Raw genomic sequence first — 20,985 nt, forward strand, 5'->3', positions numbered from 1 at the left:
GATCCACCATGGCCGAGCGCACACTCGCCGATCAGTTGGGCGGCTCCCTCCCCGAAGGCATCGAGGCCCTCGAAGCGCACGAGCGCCAGGACCTCGCCGACGCCTTGCGCGACGCGCGCCGCCGGCAGGCGAAAGCGCTCGCCGAAGCCGGCGAGGAGGGCCTCCGGTACGTCCCGGCGCTGCTGCGCGGCGCGGTGCGGAAGGCGGTGGGCCTGTGACCGCGGACTACGCCTCGCGCGCGGAGATCCTGAAGCTGGCCCGCGTCCTCGACGTCGAGCCGGCGCGGCTGGACTACCTCGCCCGCGTCGACGCCGACGACCTCAAGGCGTTCCGCGGCCAGGTGACCGACACGCTGTTCGACGCGAACAGCGCCGTGCTGCAGCGGATGGCGCTGGCGGCGCGGCTGCTGCCCGGCGCGGTGCTCGCCAAGATCGCCGAAAAGGTGTTCGGCCCGCTGCTGTGCGCCCGGATCGCCGGGCTGGTCGACGTCTCCCGCGGCGTCGACGTCGCCAAGCGGCTGCACCCGCGGTTCCTCGCCGAGGTCGCGGCCGAGCTCGACCCGCGGCGGGCGAGCGCGATCATCTCACGCATCCCGCTGGACACCGTGCTCGCGGTCGCCGCCGAGCTGGCGCGCCGCGAGGACTGGATCACCCTCGGCCGGTTCGTCGGGCACCTGCCCGACCCGACCGTGCGGCAGGCGCTGGAGCGGATCGACGACCCCGGCCTGCTGCGGATCGCGTTCGTGCTCGACGACAAGGGCCGCATCGACCACGTCGTCGGCCTGCTGCCCGCGCACCGGCTGGGCCGGCTGATCACCGCGGCGGGCACCGACGAGGACCTCCGGGACCCGGCGCTGGACCTGCTGACGCACCTGAGCGCCGAGCGCCGGGGCACGCTGGCCCCGATGCTCGGCGGGCTCCCGGACGGGTTCCGGGAACGCGCTCAGGCGACGATCAAGAAGATCCCGTAGCCGACGATCGCCGCGCAGAGCACGAAGCAGATGACCGCGCCGGCCAGCGGACCGCTGCCCGAGCCACCCGCTTCACGGGCCTGGTCGCGCTGGGACAGCCCGACCACCCCGAAGGAGAAGAGGCTCGTCAGCACGACGACCGACGCCAGCGCGACGACGAAGACGAGACCGAGGGAACCCCCATCGATGTGCACGGCGCTCCTCAGAGGTTGGCCGGCTGCACGCCGGGCTCGGACTCGGAAATGGAGTCGGCGCTGACCGGGTTCCGCTTCGACGCGAGGTAGATGCCCACCGCGACGACGACCCCGGCGAGGCCGATCAAGACGGTGCCCCAGGTGCCGAGCGTCGAGACCTCGGCGGCGATCGCGCCGACGATCGCGGCGGCGGGCAGCGTCAGCGCCCAGGCGAGCACCATCTTGCCCGCGACGCCCCAGCGGACTTCGGCGAGCTTGCGGCCGAGGCCGGAGCCGATGATGCCGCCCGAGCAGACGTGCGTGGTGGACAGCGCGAACCCGAGGTGCGCCGAGGTGAGGATGACCGCGGCGGCGCTCGTCTCGGCCGCGAAGCCTTGCGGCGTCTGGATTTCGGTGAGCTTCTTGCCCATCGTCTGGATGATCCGCCAGCCGCCGAGGTAGGTGCCGAGCGCGATCGCGGTGCCCGCGGTCAGGATCACCCAGAGCGGCGGTCCCGAATTCGGCGCGAGCGAGCCGGACGCGATCAGCGTCAGCGTGATGACACCCATGGTCTTCTGGGCGTCGTTCGTACCGTGCGCCAGCGACACCAGCGAAGCCGAGGCGATCTGGCCGGCCTTGAACGTCCGGCCCACCGTGTCCTGCTTCGCCCGCGCGGTGATCCGGTAGACGAGGAAGGTGCCGAGCGTCGCGACGATCCCGGCGACGATCGGCGAAGCGAGCGCGGGGATGAGGACCTTCTCGACGACCTTCCCGAAGTGGACGGCGTCGGAGCCCGAGGCGATCCAGGTGGCGCCGATGAGCCCGCCGAACAGGGCGTGCGACGAACTCGACGGCAGCCCGATCAGCCAGGTCAGCAGGTTCCACACGATGGCGCCGACGAGCCCGGCGAAGATGATCACCGGCGTCACCTTGGTGTCGTCGACGATGCCCCCGGAGATCGTTTTCGCGACCTCCACCGAGAGGAACGCGCCGACGAGGTTCAGCACCGCGGAGACGCCGACGGCGACCCGCGGTTTGAGCGCCCCGGTGGCGATGGAGGTGGCCATCGCGTTGGCGGTGTCGTGGAAGCCGTTGGTGAAGTCGAAGGCCAGCGCGGCCACGATCACCACCAGCACGATCAGCGAGAAGTCCATGCCCGGCTCTCTCTCCGTAGCTGTTCTTTAGCAACGCTACTGATCCACAAGACCGCCGCCGATCCCTGTCGCGTGACGGCTCCTTGAACTCTCGATGAACCGAGGTGGGGCCACCCCCACCAAAAGCCCGGTGGCCCGGCCCAGTGCCCGCGCGGATCTCGCCTGAAACCCTGGAACCGGGCGAAAGGGGCACCGATGAAAGCGATCCTGGCGACACTGGCGTCGGCCGTGCTGTTCTTCTTCGGCACCGGGCTGGACCCGCTGCCCGAACTGGCGTGGCTGGCGCCGTTGCCGATCCTGCTGCTGGCGCCCCGCGTCCACGGCGGGGTCGCGCTGGCAAGCGCTTTCACCGCCTACCTCGCGGGCAGCGCCGGCAGCTGGAGCTACTTCTGGCACTCCCAGTCGGTCCCCCGGCCCGCCGCGCTCGCGATCCTCGGCGGCAGCGCGGTGCTGTTCGCGCTGCCGGCCGCGCTCTTCGGGGTGCTGGTCCGGCGTGGCCACGGTTTCCTGGCCGCGCTCGCCGCACCCGCGTTGTGGACCGTCGCGCTCTACGTCGTCTCGCTGCTCAACCCGACCGGCCTGATGGGCACCTTCATGACGACGCAGGCCGACCGGCCCTCGATCGTGCGGATCGCCGCGGTCACCGGCGGCTGGGGCGTGGAGTTCCTGGTGCTGTTCGTCCCGGCCGCCGTCGCCGCGGCGCTCGCACCCGGGCTGCGCGGCCGGACGCGGCTCGTCCCCGTCGTCGCACTGGCCGCGATCGCCGGCGGGCTCGCGTTCTGGAGCACACGACCGCTCACCGGGCCGTCGACGCGGGTCGCCCTGATCGCACCCGGGCAGAACCGCTGGGCGGTCGACGTCGCCACCCGCGACGGCCAGGCGCTCCTCCAGTCCTATGTGGACCAAATCGGCCGGTTGCCGGAAGGCGTCAAGGCCGTCGTGCTCCCCGAAGCCACCTTCGCGGTGGACCGGACCAGCCGCGCGAGCCTCGTCACGGCGCTCACCGAAGTGGCCCGCGCGAGGGACCTCGACGTCGTCACCGGCGTCCTCGACAGCACGCCCGACGGCCGGTTCAACGCCGCACTCGCCGTGGCCCCGTCCGGCGCGCCGGTCGAATACCGCAAGTGGCACAACGGGGATTCGCCGAACCTCCGCTCCGGCACCGAGCTGACCCGGTTCGCCGGGATCGGCCTGCTGGTGTGCATGGACGTCAACTTCGCCGACCCGAGCCGCGGTTACGGCGACGCGGGCACCGGCCTGGTCCTCGTCCCGGCCTCCGACGAAGACGTCGACGGCTGGGCCCACAGCCGCACGGCGCTGCTTCGCGGCGTCGAGAACGGCTTCTCGGTCGCGTGGAGCGCGGCCCGCGGCACCCCGATGCTCGCCGACGCCCAGGGCCACGTCCTGGCCGGCGCGCACACCGGCGGCAGCCCGTTCACGGTGGTCGTCGCGGACGTCCCGAGCGGCGCGGGGAAGACGCCGTACGCCCGCTTCGGCGACTGGTTCGCCTGGCTCTGCGGCCTGCTCGCGGCGGCCGGGATCGCGGCCGCCGTCCGCAAGCCGTCGTCAGACCTGGAGCGCGAGCCCGTTGCGTAGCACCTTCGACCACGCCGGATCGGTGCACAGCGTGCAGCCCGGCCCGAAGAAGACGCCCTTGGCCCGGGTGTCACCCGCCAGCCAGTACCGGAACCACGCGGTGATCGCGCCGCGGAAACCGCCGGCGTCGCCCACCGCGGTGAAGTGGGTGGCTCCGGCCAGTTCGCCGTAGACCGCGGGGACGTGCGACGCGGCGTAGTAGCGCGGGATGACCAGCAGTCCCGGCACGACGATCACGTCGAGCTGGCCGCCGAGGAAGAACACCGGGCCGTGCAGCGCCGGTACGGATCCGAGCGGACCCGGCTCGAGCGGGACGGTGGTGGTGATCAACGGGTCCGCGCCGGCGGCGATGGCCCCGCCGCCGCCCTGCGAGTGCCCGGTCGCGCCGATGTGCGCGGTGTCGATCCGGCCGAAGTACCGGCTGCCGGGGCGCGCGTTCTCCGCCACGAGCGTCCGGGCGCCGGCCAGCATTTCCGCGCCGCTCCCCGAGCTGGGCGTGTCGGCGGCCGCGACGACGAACCCGTACGACGCGAGGTGGCGCAGCAGCGGCGCGTAGATCGCCGGGGTCGCGCCCGTTCCGTTGCCCCACACGATGACCGGGTGCCGGTCGCCGCCGAGGTCGGCGGGCCGGAAGACGGTGTGGGTCCCGTCGAGGGCTTCGCTGACGACCGGATGCGGACCCGGCTGGTCCCAGTGCACCGGATCCGCCAGCGCCGGCTTGGGCGCCACGAAAAGGGCGGTAGAAATGGCCACGAGCCAGAGACGTCGCACGGCTCCTCCTGTTTCGCCGGTGAACCAGTCCCTTTGACCATCGGCCAGGAACGCCGTTCTCTTGGTTGTCACTTGTCACAACAAACGGCCACCATCTCTGAGCGTTGTCCCAGGTCGCCTCTTCAGCGCTGTGACCGATCATGAGCTGCATCACTTACTGATGTGTAACTGGAGGCAGTGGAATGCGGGTCACCAACGGCGGTGCCAAGCGGATCCTCACAGCGGTCGTGGCGGCGGTCACCCTCGGCGTCGCCGCCCCGGCGGTCGCCGAAGCGGCGCCGAGCAGCGGCTGGAACGACTGGGGCTGCCGCCCCTCGGCCACGCACCCCCAGCCCGTGGTCCTGGTGCACGGGCTCGGCGCGAACGACACCGTCAACTGGTTCTTCCACGCGCCGAAGATCGCCGCCCAGGGCTACTGCGTCTTCTCCCTGACCTACGGCACCGGGATCCTCCCCGGCGTCGGCGGGCTGGCCTCCATGCGGGACAGCGCCGGCCAGCTCGGCCGGTTCGTCGACAAGGTCCGGACGACGACGGGCGCGGCGAAGGTCGACATCGTCGGCCACTCCGAAGGCAGCACGATGCCCGCGTACTACCTGAAGTACGGCGGCGGCGCGGCGAAGGTCGCGAACTTCGTCGGCTTCGGCGCCAACTACCGCGGCACCACGCTCGGCGGCCTCGACGCCCTCGCCAAGGCGCTCCTCACGACCGTCCCGGGCCTGGACCTGGTCCTCAAGACGGCGTGCGGCGCGTGCAAGGAGTACCTGGCCCCGTCGGCCTTCCTGGACGACCTCGCCCGCGGCGGCGTGCACGTCGCCGGACCGGCGTACACGAGCATCGTGAGCAAGTACGACGAGGTCGTGACGCCGTACACGAGCGGGATCCTGAACGAGCCGGGCGCGAAGGACGTCGTGCTGCAGGACTTCTGCGCGTCCGACGCTTCGGGCCACCTGAGCCAGGCGATCGACCCGAACGTCACCGGCCTGATCCTGCACGCGCTCGACGCGAGTTACCTGCCGAAGTGCACGCCGTTCACGCTTCCGCTGTGAGCGGGTTCTGCCCGAGGAAGCGCCGCCCGTTCTCGGCGGACTCGCGCACCGCGGCGAACCCGTAGCCCACCATCGCCGTTTCGTAGGCCTCGACGGCTTCGAGCAGCGGAGACCCGGCCAGCGCGGCCGCCAGCACCGCACCATCGCGCAACGCGGTGTTGGCGCCCGCGCCGCCGGCCGGGCTCATGGCGTGGATCGCGTCGCCGACGAGCGTCACGCGTGAAGGGGCCCACCGTGCGATCGGGACGCTCGTGCGGATCGGCTGCGGGAACGTCGCCGGGAGGTCCCAGTGCCCGACCATTGCGCCGGCCAGCGGGTGCCAGCCGTCGACCAGCCCCAGCGCCAGCTTCCGGAGGTCGCCGGGCGCCATCGCGGCGAGTTCGGCCTCGTCGTGCCCGACGACTTCCCAGCGCGCGCCCACCGAACACGTCATGTAGCTCTCGGCGTCGCGCAGCCGCAGGTCCGGCACCAGCCGCGCGCACGCGTCGGCGACCGGTCCGGGGTAGTCGACCGGGGCGAACCCGGCCATCGTCCGGTCCGGCCCGACGATCATGGTGAACACCGCGAACATCTCCGGCTCGAACAGCGCCCGGGTCTCCGGGGTGAGCGGGATCCGGCCGTAGAGGTGCACGAGCCCGGCGTCGACGACCTCGGCGTGCGGCAGGTACTGCCGCCGCACCGGGGAGTTGATCCCGTCGGCGCCGACCAGCAGGCTGCCGCGGGTGGAAGTCCCGTCGGCGAAGTACGCGGTCACGCCGTCGTCGCCGGTTTCGTAGTGCGTGAACCGCTTGCCGTAACGGACTTCCTGGCCGTGCAGCAGGATCTGCCGCAGGGTGAAGCGGTTGACGTTGAGGTGGGTTCCCTCGTCCGCCAAACGCGTGACCAGGCCCAGCCGCTCGTCGTAGACGTTGGTGTGCGGCCGCGCCCGGCCCGCGGTGGCGTGGAAGAGTGCGTGCAGCTCCGGCGGCAGCACCTCGCGCAACGCCGAGTCGCCGACGTCACCGATGTGCAGCCGGTAGCCCTGCTTGCGCGCGCCCGCCGATTCGTCGCGTTCGTGGACCCCGCAGGGGATTCCGGCCCGGCGCAGGCCGTGCGCGAGGCTCAAGCCACCCAGACCGGCCCCGATGATGATCACCGACACAGCTGTCCCTTCGTCGCTTCCGAGGAAGGGACGCACAGGTGAGCCTGGCTGCGCCGCCCGGACTAACCCATACCGGACTGTGTCTTCGCGCGTCCTCGCTTTCGACGTTAGCGCACGCGATCTCCGGCGCGCCACACCGAGTTCGTGAGCGGCACCCCCGGCCGGTACGCCAGGTGCGTCACCGAAGGTGCGTCGAGCACGTGGACGTCCGCCCGAGCACCCGGCCGCAGCACGCCGACGTCGTCGCGGCGCAACGCCTTCGCGCCGCCCGCGGTCGCGGCCCAGACGGCCTCTTCGATCGTCATCCGCAGCTGCAGCACCGCCGTCGCCACGCAGAACGCCATCGACGTCGTGTACGAGCTGCCGGGGTTGGCGTTGCTGGCCAACGCGACCTTCGCCCCCGCGTCGAGCAGCCGCCGGGCCGGCGCCATCGCCTGCCGGGTCGACAAGTCGCACGCGGGCAGCAGGGTCGCCACGGTTTCCGACGCGGCGAGCGCCTCGACGTCGGCGTCGCTCAGGTACGTGCAGTGGTCGACGCTCGCCGCGCCGAGCTCCACCGCGAGCCGCACGCCGGGCCCCTCGCCGAGCTGGTTGCCGTGCACCCGCAGGCCGAGCCCGCGTCCGGCGGCGGCCTTCAGGACCCGTGCCGACTGGGCTTCGTCGAACGCGCCGGTCTCGCAGAACACGTCCGCCCAGCGCACGCTTCCCGCCACCGCGTCGAGCATTTCGCCGCACACGAGGTCCACATAGGACTCCGCGTCGGCGCCCGGCGGCACCAGGTGCGCACCGAGGAACGTGACTTCGTCGGCCACCGCAGCGGCGATCCGCGCGCTCCGGGCTTCGTCCTCGACGGTCAATCCGTAGCCCGTCTTGGTCTCCAGGCACGTCGTCCCCTGCCGGGCCGCTTCGTCGACGTGCCGGCGCAGGTTGGCCGCCAGCTGCTCGTCCGACGCCTCCCGCGTGGCGCCGACGGTGATCGCGATTCCCCCGGCGGTGTAGGGCTTCCCCGCCATCCGGGCTTCGAACTCGGCGGTGCGGTCACCGGCGAAGACGAGGTGCGTGTGGCTGTCGACCCAGCCCGGCAGCACCGCGCGGCCTTCGACGTCGACGCGCTCGTCCGCGTCCGGTGCGTCGGACGCGCTGCCCACCCAGGCGACGCGCGAGCCGTCCAGCACCAAGGCCGCGTCGGACAACCGGCCCAGCTCGGGGTCGTTCGTGGTGAGCTCGCCGATACCCGTGATCAGGACTGCCACAGTTCCTCGATCTCCTTGGCCAGGACGGTTTCCGGTCGTTCGACCAACTGGTGCGCGCCTTCGCGCACGACCTCGCGGCCCGCCACGACGACGTGCCGGACGTCGGCGCCGGACGCGGCGAACACCACGCCCGAGGGCTCGATCCCGGCCGTCCGCACCGAATCCAGGGTCACGGTGACGAGGTCCGCGCCCGCCCCCTCGGCGAGCGCGCCGACCTCGGACCACCCGGTCGCGGCGTGGTCGGTGCCCGCTTCGAGGAGTTCCTCGGCGGTGAACCGGCCGCGTTCCTCGCTGGCCAGCCGGTCGTCCAGCTCCAGCGCGCGGGTTTCTTCGAAGGCGTCGACGACGGCGTTGCTGTCGCTGCCGACGCTCAGCCGCACCCCGGCGTCCCGCAGGGCGCGGGCCGGGCCGATGCCGTCGCCGAGGTCGCGTTCGGTGGTCGGGCAGAAGCAGGCCCGCGCCCCGCGCAGCCGCTCGACGTCCGACGCCGTGAGGTGCGTGGCGTGCACGGCGACCAGCCGGTCGGTCAGCACCCCGCGCTCGTGCAGCAGCTCGGTGGGCGTGCGCCCGTACGCGGCCAGGCACTGCTCGTTCTCGGCCCGCTGCTCCGACAGGTGGACGTGCACCACCCGCGGACTGTCCACAAGCGACAATTCCTCGGCCGGAACCGCGCGCACCGAATGGATCGCGGCGCCGACGCGGAACAGCTCGTCTTCCCGCAACGACGCCACCCGTGAAGCCCACGCCGAGGCCGAGCCGTCGGAGAACCGCCGCTGGACCTCGTCGGGCTCGACGCCGATGCCGCCCGCCAGGTAGCACGTGTCCAGCAGCGTCAGCCGGATCCCCGCGTCGGCTGCGGCCTCCCGCAGCGCCGCCCCCATCGCGTTCGGGTCGGCGTAGGGCTTCCCGCCGGGCGCGTGGTGCAGGTAGTGGAACTCCCCCACGCTGGTGTACCCGCCCAGGACCATCTCGGCGTAGACCCCGCGCGCCAGCCGGTAGTAGGTGTCGGGGTCGAGCCGGGACGCGAGCGCGTACATCCGCTCCCGCCACGTCCAGAACGTGCCGCGTTCGTGGTGCGTCCGCCCGCGCAGCGCCCGGTGGAAGGCGTGCGAGTGCCCGTTCGCGAACCCCGGCAGCGTCAGGCCTTCGAGCACGGTGCCCGTGCGCGGCGAATCCGGGGTCACGCCCGTGATCCGGCCGTCGGCAACGTCGATCCGCACGCCGGACGCGATCCCGGCCGGCAGCCACGCCTGTTCGCACCAGAAAACTGTCGGTGCCTGACGATAGGCTGGAGACGGGGGGCGCCCCCGCGGGCCGGAGGTCATCGCGCCAGCCGTTCCAGGACCGTGGCCAGCGCCGCCGCGCCCGCTTCGACGTCGGCGGTCTCGGCGAACTCCTCCGGCGAGTGGCTGATCCCGGTCGGGTTGCGCACGTAGAGCATCCCGGCCGGGACGAACCCGGCGAGGATCGCGGCGTCGTGCCCGGCGCCGGTCGGCAGCTCCGGCGGCCCGCCGAGCCACCCGCCGAGGTCGTCGCGCAGCCGATCGTCGAACACCACATCGTCCGAATAGGACTCCCGGGTCACCTCCACCCGGCAACCTTCTTCCGCCGCCGCCGCCTCGGCCACCCACGTGATGTCCTCGACCAACGCGGGGGTCACGGTCCCCGGCACCCGCGCGTCGAGCCAGAGGTCCACAGTGGACGCGATGACGTTGGTGCCGCCCGGCGTCGGCACGAGCCGCCCGACGGTCGCCCGCGCGTCCGGCACCGCGCGGGCCAGCCGCCGGACGGCGGTGACCGTCGCGGCGGCGGGCAGCATCGGGTCGGCCCGGTCGGCGAGCAGTGTCGCCCCGGCGTGGTTCCCCTGCCCCGCGAAGGAAAACCGCCACCGGCCGTGCGCGATCACCGTGTTCCCGACCGCCACCGGAGCGCCGAGGTCGATCAGCCCGCGCCCCTGCTCGACGTGCAGCTCGACGAACTTCCCGACCAGCCCGAGCCGTTCGGGGTCGGCGCCGATCAGGGCCGGGTCGAAGCCGGACCGCCCGGCGGCCTCGGCGAACGTGACGCCGTCGGCGTCCCGCAACCCGCGTGCCTTGTCGGCGTCGATCGTGCCGGTGAGCAGCCGCGAACCGAGGCACGGGACGCCGAACCGGCCGCCCTCCTCCTCGGTGAACACGACGACCGCGAACGGCTTCCCCGGCCGGAAACCCCGCGCCTGCAAGGATTCCACCGCGGCCAGCGCGCTGACGACGCCGAGCGGGCCGTCGAACGCACCGCCGCCGGGCACCGAGTCGAGGTGGCTGCCGGTGACGACGGCGTCCGGCCCCGGCGGCCCCCACCACGCCCAGATGTTGCCGTTGTGGTCGGTGTCGACGTCCAGCCCGAGCCCCAGCGCCCGCTCGCCGAACCACGCGCGCAGGTCTTGCTCGGGCGCGTCGAAGGCGTGCCGCGAGTAGCCGCCGCGTTTCGGGTCACGCCCGACGTCGTCGATTTCCGCGAGCAGCCCGGAGGCCGTCACGCCTGCTCCCGCATCGGCACCCGCACGCCGCGCTCGTCGGCGACTTCGTTCGCGCGGTCGTACCCGGCGTCGACGTGCCGGATGACGCCCATGCCCGGATCGTTGGTGAGGACGCGCTCCAGCTTCTGCGCGGCCAAGGCCGTCCCGTCGGCGACGCTGACCTGCCCGGCGTGGATGGACCGGCCCATGCCGACGCCGCCGCCGTGGTGGATCGACACCCAGCTGGCCCCGGAGGAGGTGTTGACCAGCGCGTTCAGCAGTGGCCAGTCGGCGATCGCGTCGGACCCGTCGGCCATGCCCTCGGTCTCGCGGTACGGCGAGGCGACGCTACCGGAGTCGAGGTGGTCGCGGCCGATGACGACCGGCGCCTTGAGCTCACCGCTGGCGACCATTTCGTTGAACCGCAGGCCGGCCAGGTGGCGTTCGCCGTAGCCGAGCCAGCAGATCCGCGCCGGGAGCCCCTGGAACGCCACGCGCTCACCGGCCAGCTTGATCCAGCGGGCGAGGGATTCGTTCTCCGGGAACAGTTCCAGCATCGCGCGGTCGGTCGCGGCGATGTCCTCGGGGTCGCCGGAGAGCGCGGCCCAGCGGAACGGGCCGTTGCCCTCGCAGAACAGCGGCCGGATGTAGGCGGGCACGAACCCGGGGAAGTCGAACGCGCGCTCGCAGCCGCCGAGCTTCGCCTCGCCGCGCAGGGAGTTGCCGTAGTCGAAGACTTCCGCGCCCTTGCCGAGGAACCCGAGCATGGCGTCGACGTGGTCGGCCATCGACTCGCGCGAGCGGTCGGTGAACTCGTCCGGCTTCTTGGCCGCGTAGTCGTGCCAGTCCTCGACGGCGATGCCCTTGGGCAGGTAGGAAAGCGGGTCGTGCGCGGACGTCTGGTCGGTCACGATGTCGACCTCGACGTCGCGGCGCAGCAGCTCCGGCAGCACCTCGGCCGCGTTCCCGACGACGCCGACCGACAGCGGCCGCTTCTCGCGCTTGGCCTTGGTGACCCGGGCGATGGCGTCGTCGAGGTCGTCGGCCACCTCGTCGAGGTAGCGCGTCTCGACGCGGCGGTGCGCGCGCTGCGGGTCGCACTCGATGACGAGCGCGACCCCGTCGTTCATGGTCACCGCGAGGGGCTGCGCGCCGCCCATCCCGCCGAGGCCGGCGGTCACGGTGAGGGTGCCTTTCAGCGTCCCGCCGAACTTCTTCTTCGCCACGGCGGCGAACGTTTCGTACGTGCCCTGGAGGATGCCCTGGGTGCCGATGTAGATCCACGAACCCGCGGTCATCTGCCCGTACATCGTCAGGCCCTGCTGCTCGAGCCGGCGGAATTCGGGCCAGGTCGCCCAGTCCCCCACCAGGTTCGAGTTCGCGATGAGCACGCGCGGCGCCCACTCGTGCGTGCGGAAGACGCCGACCGGCTTGCCGGACTGGACGAGCAGCGTCTCGTCGACGTCCAAAGTGGTCAGTTCGCGGGTGATCGCGTCGAAGCTGGCCCAGTTGCGCGCGGCCTTGCCGGTGCCCCCGTAGACGACCAGGTCCTCCGGCCGCTCGGCGACGTCGGGGTCGAGGTTGTTGTGGAACATCCGCAGCGCGGCTTCGGTCTGCCACGACTTGGCGGTGAGCTGGGTGCCGCGGGCGGCACGGACTACGCGGGACATTCTCAGACCTCCAGACGGGCGGCGTCGAGGACGGCGCCGGAGCGGACGAGTTCTTCGGCGGCCGCGATCTCGGGCGCCAGGTGCCGGTCGGGGCCGGGGCCCGCGACCTTCGTGCGGAGCAGGTCCCGGACGCGGCCGGTGACCGGCGACGGCTCGAGCGGCGCGCGGAAGTCCAGCGCGCGGGCCGCGGTCAGCAGCTCGATCGCGAGCACGGTGGTCAGGCCGTCGACGGCCTTGCGCAGCTTCCGCGCGGCCGACCAGCCCATGGAGACGTGGTCCTCCTGCATGGCGCTGCTCGGGATCGAGTCGACGGACGCGGGCACGGCGAGCCGCTTGAGCTCGCTGACCACGGCAGCCTGCGTGTACTGCGCGATCATGTGTCCGGAGTCGACGCCGGGGTCGTGCGCGAGGAACGGCGGCAGGCCGTGCGAGCGCGCCTTGTCGAGCATCCGGTCGGTGCGGCGCTCGGCGATGCTGGCGACGTCCGCGATCGGGATGGCCAGGAAGTCCAGCACGTACGCGACGGGCGCGCCGTGGAAGTTGCCGTTGGACTCGACGCGGCCGTCGGCCAGCACGACGGGATTGTCCACAGCGGACATCAGCTCGCGCTCCCCGACGAGCTCGGCGTGCGCGAGGCTGTCGCGCGCGGCGCCGTGCACCTGCGGGGAGCAGCGCAGCGAATAGGCGTCCTGGACGCGGTTGCAGTCCGGGCCGCGGTGGCTCTCGACGATCTTCGAGCCCTGCAGCGCCTGCCACATCCGTTCGGCCGACAGCGCCTGCCCGGGGTGCGGCCGCAGCGCCTGGAGGTCGGCGGCGAAGGCGCGGTCGGTACCGAGCAGCGCCTCGACGCTCATCGCGGCGGTCAGGTCGGCGATGTCGAAGAGCCGGTGCAGGTCGGCGGCGGCGAGCAGGAGCATGCCGAGCATGCCGTCGGTGCCGTTGGTGAGGGCGAGACCCTCCTTCTCGGCGAGCACGACCGGCTCGATCCCGGCGTCCTTCAGCGCTTCGCCGGCTTCGACGAGCTCGCCCCGGTACGTCACCTGGCCCTCGCCCATCAGCGCGAGCGCGACGGCGGCCAGCGGCGCGAGGTCGCCGGAGCAGCCGAGCGAGCCGTACTCGTGGACGATCGGGGTGATGCCGGCGTTGAGCAGGGCCGCAAGCGTTTGCGCGGTGCCCGGCCGGACGCCGGTGTACCCGCTGGCGAGGGTCCGCAGCCGCAGCAGCATCAGCGCGCGGACGACCTCGGCCTCGACGGCGGGTCCGGCGCCGGCGGCGTGCGAGCGGATCAGGCTGCGCTGCAGCGCGGTCCGGCTCTCGACCGGGATGTGGCGGGTGGCCAGCGCGCCGAAGCCGGTCGAGACGCCGTAGGTGGGCGTGACGGCGTGGGCGAGGTTCTCGATGTGCTGGCGGGTCGCGGCGAGGGTCTTCTCGGCCGCGTCCGTAAGCCTGACCGGCGCGTAGCCACGGACGACGTCGACGACCTGGGCGGCGGTGAGGGGTTCGAGGCCCAGGAGCACAGTTTCCGGCATGGGCTCATTGGACATCGTCCTTCCCGCTGGTGGGATGGCCCACGGGGTGGTTCTGTCTGGTATCCCAGACGCTAGGGTCGGGCCATGGGTGACAGCAGCGAGGTCCCGGCGCTGCGCCGCGGCCTCGCGGTGCTGCGCCTGCTCGCGACGCGCCCCGGCCCGGTGACGGCGGCGGCGATCGCGCGCGAGGCGGGCCTCCCCCGCTCGACGACGTACCACCTGCTCAACGAGCTGGAAGCCGCCGGTTTCGTCGTCCACCTGCCCGCCGAACGCCGCTACGGCCTGGGCATCGCGGCCTTCGAGCTCGGCTCGGCGTACCTGCGGCACGACCCCCTCGAGCGGCTCGCCGGGCCGTTGCTGCGCAAGCTCGTCGACCGCGTCGGACACACCGCGCACCTCGGCGTGCTGCACGGCAGCGAGTCGCTGTACCTGATCAAGGAGCGCCCGCTCCGCCCGGAGACGCTGGTGACCGAGGTCGGCGTCCGCCTGCCCGCACAGCTGACGGCGTCCGGCCGCGCGATCCTGCGCCACCTGCCCGCCCCGCACGTCCGTGCGCTGTTCCCTTCGGCGGCGGCGTTCGTGCTCCGCACCGGCCGCGGCCCGGGAACGCTGGCCGACCTGCGCCGCACGCTGACCGCGGAGCGCCGCCTCGGCTGGTCGGTCGAGGACGGCCACGTCACGGCGGGTTTCGCCTCGGTGGCCTGCCCGGTCTTCGACCACGGTGCCCGCCCGATGGCGGCGATCAGCGTGACGCTGCGCCACCACTGCGCGACGGACCCGTGCGAGGAGACGTGGCCGGAGCTGGCGACCGAGGTGGCGGCGACGGCCGCCGAGCTGACCACCCGCATCGGCGGCCACCCGGTCGCGCAGTAACGCCGTCCTGATCGCCTTCGATCCCGTGGTGTGCTCGTCCCACCCGCGCAGTGGGCGTTGTGGAAGCAGCGGCCTCGGATCGTCGTGTACTGCCTGGCGAGCGAAGCCTTGGCCGTGACACTCGCTTCCCGGCCGTCACCGATCGCCGTCGACCAGCGCTCGCTGACCGTGCTCGGCGCGCTGCTGGCCCTCGGCGTGGTCCAGGCGGAGGCGGGACGCCGGGTCGAGCGCAGCCAGCGCCGGGCGGCGAAGACCCCGCACATCAACATGACGTCGGTCTGGACGTTCGCCGGCGTCCTGGTGCTCCCCCCGCTGTTGCTCGCCGTTCTGGTCGGCGGCCTGTACCTGCACCTGGCGCTGCGCAGCTGGTACCGGCTGCAGCGCGTCCCGCCGTCCCGGACGTGCAGCAACGCGGCGATCATCCTGCTGTCCTGTTACGCGGCCCAGGGAGTGCTGGACCTGACCGAGGTGGCGGACGTCCGCGCGGCGGTCACCCGCGGCTGGACCGGCGCGTGGCTGGTCGCGGCGGCCGGGGTGACGTTCTTCGTCGTGAACGCACTGCTGGTGCTCCCGGCCCGCCGGATCGTCGGGCGGTCGGTGGTCGAGCTGTTCGGCACCTGGTCGGACAACGGCCTGGAGGCCGCGACGCTGTGCCTGGGCGCGTTGAACGGCCTCGCACTGGCGACGTTGCCGGGCATGGTGGTCCTGGTGCTGCCACCGGTGCTCCTGCTGCACCGGACGGTCCTGGTGAAGCAGCTGGAAGCGGCGGCGCAGCGCGACGAGAAGACGGGCCTCTACACCATCCGCAGGTGGCGGGCCCTGACCGAACGAGCACTGGCGGACGCGGAGCGCCACGACGGGACGGTCGGCCTGTTGATGCTCGACCTCGACCACTTCAAGCAGGTCAACGACACGTACGGCCACCTGGCCGGCGACACGGTCCTGTCTTCGACGGCCGAGGCGATCGTCTCGGCGGTCCGCGGCCGCGACGACGCGGTGGGCCGGTTCGGAGGCGAAGAGTTCGTCGTCCTCCTGCCGGGAACCGGCCGGCCTGATTGCGGCGCGGTGGCCGAGCGCATCCGCCGGGCGATCAGCGTCCTGACCGTCCCGGTGGGGCAGTCGTCGATCACGGACCTGTCGGTGTCGATCGGCGTCGCCGTCTACCCGAAAGCGGGCAGGTCACTCCAGGACCTCTTGGACGCGGCGGACGCGGCCCTGTACCGGGCGAAGGAGACCGGCCGGAACAAGGTGGTCCACGCGGCGGACCTGCGCTGAGGTCAGCGCTCCCGCCACAACCCGGCGTCGAGCCCGAGCATGTCGAGCAGCTCAGCGCACTCCCGGGAGTTGGTCGAGTGCCCGGCAACGGTAACGAGAGCCCGAGAGTGCTCCGCGGCGAGCCGTTCGGCCTCCTCGGCCCGCAAAACCCCCATCCGACTGTCTTCATCGTGGGCGCTGGTGCTGCCACTGTGCCGTGCCCAGGTCATCGGGCCACCTACTTCCAGCCCCACGGGTGCAGGGCCAAGGTCGGGCCCTCAGCATGACACTCACAAAAACTTCACCCGCAAGTGGGCCCCGTCACACCGTATAGCGCATGACAGAACACGGAGAGCAAACAGCCCCATCTGAGCCAGGCCCACAACGCAGAGAGCGCAAGCGTTCACCCACCCGCGGAACCGCCGGTCCGACGCGGACCCCGCTCAAAGTCCTCAAAGCAGCCGAAGCGGCCGTACTGGTCCTGGCAGCGGCGTCGTCGCTCCCGAGTTCCCACCCCGGACGTGATATCACCCAAAAACGGAGCCCCGGCCAGCAGGATCAAGCAACGAAGCGGTCCTGACGGCAGTCCAGACCGGCTCACATCGTGCGCCCGAACCGAAGTCCTCCAGCAGGCGAACTGCCCCCAGAAGATCGACGACCCGACCGGCCAAGCCACCGACGTCCACTGGCCCCTCCACGGCACCCCGATCGACGGAACGTACGGACCGATCTGGAACAACGACCGCTTCTACGTAGCGGGCTACGCGGTCATGACGGCCTCCAGCGCAGCTGGCCCCAGCCCTCCGAACGGCGTTCGACAAGTGCATCGCAGCCAAGCGATCCCCATGCCCCCACCGTGCCCCACTCCAAATCAAGTCCCTCTACCCCCCAACCCGCACCACCGGCGGGGGCAAGGGGCGGCAGCCCCAGGAAGGGGTCCAGGGGGCGAAGCCCGCCTGGCGGGGGTCTGGGGGTTCGACCCCCGGAAAAACACCCGAGAACGAGAGAAGGCCCAAGCCCCGAAGGGGCGTAGGCCTTCTCGCAGTGGAGGTGCCGGGAATTGAACCCGGGTCCTCTGGCGTATCAACAGGACTTCTCCGTGCGCAGTCCGCTACGTCTCTACTTGGCCCCCTCGGTCACGCGAACAAGCCGAGGTGACGAGCCCAGCCACTGTTTGCTTCACGGCAGTTCCCCGTGGCCGGGACTGCCGCTGAGCCTCCTAGCTGATGCCGGTACCCGGGCCGGAGGCGAACCCGGGCCGACAGAGACGCACTCGCTCAGGCGGCGAGGGCGTACTCGCGCTGACTGGAGTCGGCGCTTATTTGGTTGCGATGACGCTTACGGTGGTCTCTCGCCTGCACCGGCACGCTTCTCCTGAATCAACGTCCAAAGTCGAAACCGTTCACCCCCTTGATGGGACACAACCTGACCATCATAACGCGTCCCGCCACCTCTTTACTCCGGTAGGGCCAGCCCTACCGCGAGGATGCCCGCGCGCACCATGTCGGCCGCTCGCCTGGCAGGTGATGCTTGAGCGAGACAGAAGGGAGCCGGTCATGGTGAGCGACAGGCGGGATCCGCCGTTCGGTGGTTCGGTGGTGTTCCTGCTGATGAACCTGCCGCTGGGGGTGGTGGCGTTCGCTTTGCTGACGTCGTTCACGGCGGCCGGCCTGGGCACCGCGGTGGTGTGGGTGGGTGTGGGTCTGCTCGCGCTGCTGGTCCTGGCCGTGCGGGGGGCCGCGCGGCTGGAGCGTGCCCGGGTGTACGCGCTGCTGGACCGGTACATCGATCTGCCGTACCTGCCGCTGCCCGCCGAAGGTCAGAAGCTCCGGTGGAAGGCGCGGTTGAAGGACCCGTCGACGTGGCGTGACCTGGCGTACTTCTTCGTCCTCTTCCCGCTCGGGCTGGTCGAGTTCGTGCTGGTGACGGTCTTCTGGTCGACGAGCCTGGCGCTGGCGGGGCTGCCGATCTACTTCCGGTGGCTGCCCGGCGGTGCGTACTACTTCCCGGCGGATGACCTGCGGTGGCTGACCGTGGACTCGACGCTGGAAGCGTTACCGTGGGCGGCGCTGGGGGTGCTGTTCATCGCGTTGTCGGTCGCGCTGACGAAGGCGCTGGCGGGGACGCACGCCCGGCTGGCGAACGCGCTGCTGGGGCCGACCGTGGCGCAGCGCCGCCGGATGGAGCGCTGGTGGGAAGACGCGGAAGAGAAGAACCTGGTGGCGGGATGACCGAGGCAGCACCGGTGGAGCACCCGCGGCCGCACCCGGCTCGCACGATCGTGTACATGATCGTCAGCTTCGTCTTCCGGATCCTGCAGTTCGTGCTGATCGTGACCGGGCTGGCGGTGGGGGTCTCGACGGCCGTGGTGTGGATCGGGTTCCCGATCCTGCTGGCGACGACGAGCTTCATCCGCTGGTCGGGCGACCGCGAGCGGGGCTGGCTGGGCACGATGCTGCGGGTGCCGTTGCCGCCGGCGCAGCGGCGGCCGTACGAAGAGGGGCAGCCGCTGCTGCGCCGCTGGGTGGTGCGGCTGAGCGACCCGACGACGTGGCGTGACCTGGCGTACCTGATGGTCGCGTTCCCGCTGGCGTGCGTGGAGCTGGGGATCGCGCTGGCGTCGATCGTGCTGCTGCCGATGGCGGTCTGGGTGACGCCGTGGCTGGGCTGGCTGCACGGTGAGCTGGGGCTCGCGCTGCTGGGGCCGGACCGCACGAAGCGGCTGGAGCAGAAGGCCGAGCGGCTGCAGGCGTCGCGAGCACGCGGTGTCGACGCGGCCGAAGCCGAGCGCCGGCGCATCGAGCGCGACCTGCACGACGGCGCCCAGCAGCGGCTGGTCGCGGTCGCGATGAGCCTGGGCCGGGCGAAGGCGAAGTTCGACCACGACCCGGAGTCGGTGCGGGAGCTGATCGACGAGGCCCACGCGGACGCCAAGCTCGCGGTGTCCGAGCTGCGCGACCTCGCCCGCGGCATCTACCCGGCCGTCCTCGGCGACCGCGGGCTGGACGCCGCGCTCTCGGCGCAGGCGGCGAAGTCGCCGATCCCGGTGGACGTGCGGGTCGACGTCGAGCCCCGCCCGCCGGCGGCGGTCGAGACGACGGCGTACTTCATCGTCGGCGAGACCCTGACGAACATCGCGAAGCACGCCGGCGCGACCGAAGCGGGCGTGAAGGTGTGGCGGACCGACGACCACGTGGTCGTCGAGATCACCGACAACGGTCACGGCGGCGCCGAGGTGCGCCCCGGCGGCGGTCTGGCCGGCCTCGCCGACCGCGCCGCGACGATCGACGGCGTGATCACGGTCGTCAGCCCGGTGGGCGGGCCGACGGTGATCCGGGCTGACCTCCCCTGCCAGTGGTGAATAGGCTGGGCCCCGTTCATCCACGAGCTTGGGGGCCGGATGCGGGTAGTCATCGCCGAAGACGCCGTCCTGCTGCGGGCGGGGGTCATGCGCCTGCTCGCCGACGAGGGCATCGAGACGGCCGCGGCCGTGGACAACGGCGACGACCTGCTCGGCGCGATCAAGGAACACCGCCCTGACCTGGCGATCGTGGACGTCCGCATGCCCCCGACGTTCACCGACGAGGGCCTGCGCGCGGCGCTGGCGGCGCGCAAGGAGATCCCGGGGCTCCCGGTGCTGGTCCTCTCGCAGTACGTCGAGGAGTCGTACGCGGTGGAGCTCCTCTCGGGGGGCGCGGGCGGCGTCGGCTACCTGCTGAAGGAGCGCGTCGCGGACGTCGCGGACTTCCTGGACGCGGTCCGCCGGGTCGCGAACGGCGGCACGGCGATCGACCCGGACGTCATCGCCCAGCTGATGGCCCGCGGCCGCCGCAACCCGCTGGACGCGCTGACGGCCCGCGAGTCGGAGGTGCTGGGACTGATGGCCCAGGGCCTGTCGAACACGGCGATCGCGAACTCGCTCGTCGTCTCGCACGGCGCGGTGGAGAAGCACATCGGGAACATCTTCTCGAAGCTCGGCCTCGAGGCGAGCGCGGAGGAACACCGCCGCGTCCGGGCGGTGCTGACGTACCTGGGCCGCTGACCCGGGGGTCTTGTCCGTCAAACGAGGACTGTGCAGGGGGAGCCGTCATGAACACCGCTTCGCGCAACCACGACTGCCGGGCCGGCCAGGAGTTCCGGGACGGGATCGACCTCCCCGGCTGGGAAGAGCAGAGCGTCTGGGGCTGGGACCCGCCGGCCGGCAGCTTCTTCGCCCAGCTGTGGCGCAACGGCAGCACCGGCGACGAGCCCGACATCTGGATCAGCGGCGTGGACACCGTGTTCCGGTGGCCGTCCGGCATCGTGCTCGAAATCGTCGAGCGGACACCGGAATCCCCGGCAACGGTGGTGGCCGCGCTGGGACTGGCCGCCCCGCAACCGCGGCTACGCGACGACGCCGAGGTCATCGCGCTGCTCCGCTCCGCCGTGGACCGGGAAAAGACCGCCCTCCGCCGTGGTGCGATCCACGCGCTCGGGTGGACGCAGGGCTTCGCGAAAACCACCCCCGTCCTCCGCGGCGAATGGCGCGGCCCCCGGCCGACGGCCGCGGAAGTCGAAGCCGAACACCACCTGGTCACCGGCGCGCTGCACCGGCCGGGCGGCGACCGCGACTTCCTCTCCGGCGTCGACGCCTCCCTCTGGTGGCTGCTCACCCGCGGCTCCGACACGTGGTTCCTCTGACCCGCCGCCACCGTGCGGACTTGCCCCCGGAGCCGACGATCAGTGACCAAAAGTCCCGTAGGGTGGACTCACGGTCACCCGTTCCGCGGGCGGCACCCCCAGCACCGCTCACCTACCATGAGCGGACCCGCCGGCGAGAGGAGCGAGCAGATGACCGATGAAGTCCGCTTCTTCGGCGGCCCGCTCGACGGCCGCGTCCAGGAGCTCGGGGACGCCGAGCCCGTTCCCGGCACCGTGATCCGGCACATCCACCTGCACGGCGGCCCGAAGATCGAGACCCGTTACGAGCTCGGGCAGACCGATCACGGCTGGGAGTACCGCGTCGCCGCGACGCAGCACGAACCCGAGCCGGACGGGCTGAGGTAGGGAGAACCCCCG

At 72.1% G+C, this 20,985-nt stretch carries 21 protein-coding genes and 1 other RNA gene; 11 read left to right on the forward strand and 11 right to left on the reverse strand.

All coding sequences use genetic code 11. The annotated features are described in order from the left end of the window. Positions 1-8 precede the first annotated feature (8 nt). Positions 9-218: a hypothetical protein gene (locus AB0B33_RS33445; RefSeq protein ID WP_247014339.1), complete on the forward strand. Its 210-nt coding sequence runs from the start codon at positions 9-11 to the stop codon at positions 216-218. After that, complete coding sequence (locus tag AB0B33_RS33450) at positions 215-970, forward strand: hypothetical protein (protein ID WP_247014340.1); 756 nt, start codon at positions 215-217, stop codon at positions 968-970. The genes AB0B33_RS33445 and AB0B33_RS33450 overlap by 4 nt, the downstream gene beginning before the upstream one ends. Here the strand turns inward: AB0B33_RS33450 and AB0B33_RS33455 are convergent. After that, a complete protein-coding gene (locus AB0B33_RS33455; RefSeq protein ID WP_360779142.1) occupies positions 943-1,164 on the reverse strand; it encodes a hypothetical protein in 222 nt (73 codons plus the stop codon). The genes AB0B33_RS33450 and AB0B33_RS33455 overlap by 28 nt on opposite strands. 8 nt (positions 1,165-1,172) lie before the next feature. Next, positions 1,173-2,297, reverse strand: a complete 1,125-nt coding sequence (locus tag AB0B33_RS33460; protein ID WP_360779145.1) for an inorganic phosphate transporter — start codon at positions 2,295-2,297, stop codon at positions 1,173-1,175. 195 nt (positions 2,298-2,492) lie between these two features. Between AB0B33_RS33460 and AB0B33_RS33465 the strand changes: the two genes are divergently transcribed. Then, a complete protein-coding gene (locus AB0B33_RS33465; protein ID WP_360779148.1) occupies positions 2,493-3,893 on the forward strand; it encodes a nitrilase-related carbon-nitrogen hydrolase in 1,401 nt (466 codons plus the stop codon). On the opposite strand, the gene AB0B33_RS33470 is transcribed toward AB0B33_RS33465, so the two are convergent. Beyond that, complete coding sequence (locus AB0B33_RS33470; protein WP_360779151.1) at positions 3,864-4,622, reverse strand: acetylxylan esterase; 759 nt, start codon at positions 4,620-4,622, stop codon at positions 3,864-3,866. The genes AB0B33_RS33465 and AB0B33_RS33470 overlap by 30 nt on opposite strands. A gap of 224 nt (positions 4,623-4,846) precedes the next feature. Between AB0B33_RS33470 and AB0B33_RS33475 the strand changes: the two genes are divergently transcribed. Next, the gene (locus tag AB0B33_RS33475; protein WP_360779154.1) at positions 4,847-5,710 is read left to right on the forward strand and encodes a lipase; all 864 of its coding nucleotides are present in this window, start codon (positions 4,847-4,849) and stop codon (positions 5,708-5,710) included. Here AB0B33_RS33475 and AB0B33_RS33480 read toward each other — a convergent pair. From AB0B33_RS33480 to hutH, 6 genes are all read right to left on the reverse strand, one after another. Beyond that, on the reverse strand, positions 5,694-6,845 hold the full coding sequence (locus AB0B33_RS33480) for an NAD(P)/FAD-dependent oxidoreductase (RefSeq protein ID WP_360779156.1): 1,152 nt from the start codon (positions 6,843-6,845) through the stop codon (positions 5,694-5,696). The two genes, AB0B33_RS33475 and AB0B33_RS33480, sit on opposite strands and share 17 nt — an antisense overlap. A gap of 113 nt (positions 6,846-6,958) precedes the next feature. Then, positions 6,959-8,104 (reverse strand): imidazolonepropionase, encoded by a 1,146-nt coding sequence (gene hutI / locus AB0B33_RS33485; protein WP_360779158.1) that lies wholly within the window; start codon positions 8,102-8,104, stop codon positions 6,959-6,961. Next, positions 8,092-9,324 (reverse strand): formimidoylglutamate deiminase, encoded by a 1,233-nt coding sequence (locus AB0B33_RS33490; RefSeq protein WP_360779160.1) that lies wholly within the window; start codon positions 9,322-9,324, stop codon positions 8,092-8,094. The genes hutI and AB0B33_RS33490 overlap by 13 nt, the downstream gene beginning before the upstream one ends. A 101-nt stretch (positions 9,325-9,425) precedes the next feature. Continuing rightward, positions 9,426-10,622 (reverse strand): allantoate amidohydrolase, encoded by a 1,197-nt coding sequence (locus AB0B33_RS33495; protein WP_360779163.1) that lies wholly within the window; start codon positions 10,620-10,622, stop codon positions 9,426-9,428. Beyond that, a complete protein-coding gene (gene hutU, locus AB0B33_RS33500) occupies positions 10,619-12,271 on the reverse strand; it encodes a urocanate hydratase (RefSeq protein WP_360779165.1) in 1,653 nt (550 codons plus the stop codon). Before hutU ends, AB0B33_RS33495 begins: the two co-directional genes overlap by 4 nt. Positions 12,272-12,273: 2 nt before the next feature. Further along, complete coding sequence (hutH, locus tag AB0B33_RS33505; protein WP_360779168.1) at positions 12,274-13,800, reverse strand: histidine ammonia-lyase; 1,527 nt, start codon at positions 13,798-13,800, stop codon at positions 12,274-12,276. 84 nt (positions 13,801-13,884) lie between these two features. Here hutH and AB0B33_RS33510 point away from each other — a divergent pair, with 84 nt between their 5' ends. Beyond that, the gene (locus tag AB0B33_RS33510) at positions 13,885-14,673 is read left to right on the forward strand and encodes an IclR family transcriptional regulator (RefSeq protein WP_360779171.1); all 789 of its coding nucleotides are present in this window, start codon (positions 13,885-13,887) and stop codon (positions 14,671-14,673) included. Positions 14,674-14,703: 30 nt separating this feature from the next. Further along, positions 14,704-15,948: a GGDEF domain-containing protein gene (locus AB0B33_RS33515; RefSeq protein ID WP_360779174.1), complete on the forward strand. Its 1,245-nt coding sequence runs from the start codon at positions 14,704-14,706 to the stop codon at positions 15,946-15,948. Between the two features lie 2 nt (positions 15,949-15,950). Here AB0B33_RS33515 and AB0B33_RS33520 read toward each other — a convergent pair whose 3' ends face one another. Beyond that, positions 15,951-16,103, reverse strand: a complete 153-nt coding sequence (locus AB0B33_RS33520; protein ID WP_247014354.1) for a hypothetical protein — start codon at positions 16,101-16,103, stop codon at positions 15,951-15,953. An 866-nt stretch (positions 16,104-16,969) separates the two neighbouring features. Continuing rightward, positions 16,970-17,337, reverse strand: a transfer-messenger RNA (tmRNA) gene (ssrA, locus tag AB0B33_RS33525). A 146-nt stretch (positions 17,338-17,483) separates the two neighbouring features. Between ssrA and AB0B33_RS33530 the strand changes: the two genes are divergently transcribed. From AB0B33_RS33530 to AB0B33_RS33550, 5 genes are all read left to right on the forward strand, one after another. Next, positions 17,484-18,158 (forward strand): sensor domain-containing protein, encoded by a 675-nt coding sequence (locus AB0B33_RS33530; RefSeq protein ID WP_360779177.1) that lies wholly within the window; start codon positions 17,484-17,486, stop codon positions 18,156-18,158. Then, positions 18,155-19,288 carry a sensor histidine kinase gene (locus AB0B33_RS33535; RefSeq protein ID WP_360779180.1) on the forward strand — a complete coding sequence of 378 codons (1,134 nt, stop codon included), beginning with the start codon at positions 18,155-18,157 and terminating at the stop codon, positions 19,286-19,288. The genes AB0B33_RS33530 and AB0B33_RS33535 overlap by 4 nt, the downstream gene beginning before the upstream one ends. A gap of 39 nt (positions 19,289-19,327) precedes the next feature. Further along, complete coding sequence (locus AB0B33_RS33540; RefSeq protein WP_247014358.1) at positions 19,328-19,969, forward strand: response regulator transcription factor; 642 nt, start codon at positions 19,328-19,330, stop codon at positions 19,967-19,969. A 47-nt stretch (positions 19,970-20,016) separates the two neighbouring features. Next, complete coding sequence (locus tag AB0B33_RS33545; protein WP_360779185.1) at positions 20,017-20,607, forward strand: hypothetical protein; 591 nt, start codon at positions 20,017-20,019, stop codon at positions 20,605-20,607. A gap of 150 nt (positions 20,608-20,757) precedes the next feature. Continuing rightward, on the forward strand, positions 20,758-20,973 hold the full coding sequence (locus AB0B33_RS33550) for a hypothetical protein (protein ID WP_247014360.1): 216 nt from the start codon (positions 20,758-20,760) through the stop codon (positions 20,971-20,973). Positions 20,974-20,985: the final 12 nt, after the last annotated feature.

It is taken from the genome of Amycolatopsis sp. NPDC049159, assembly GCF_040648295.1.
Taxonomy (GTDB): Bacteria; Actinomycetota; Actinomycetes; order Mycobacteriales; family Pseudonocardiaceae; genus Amycolatopsis; species Amycolatopsis pretoriensis_A.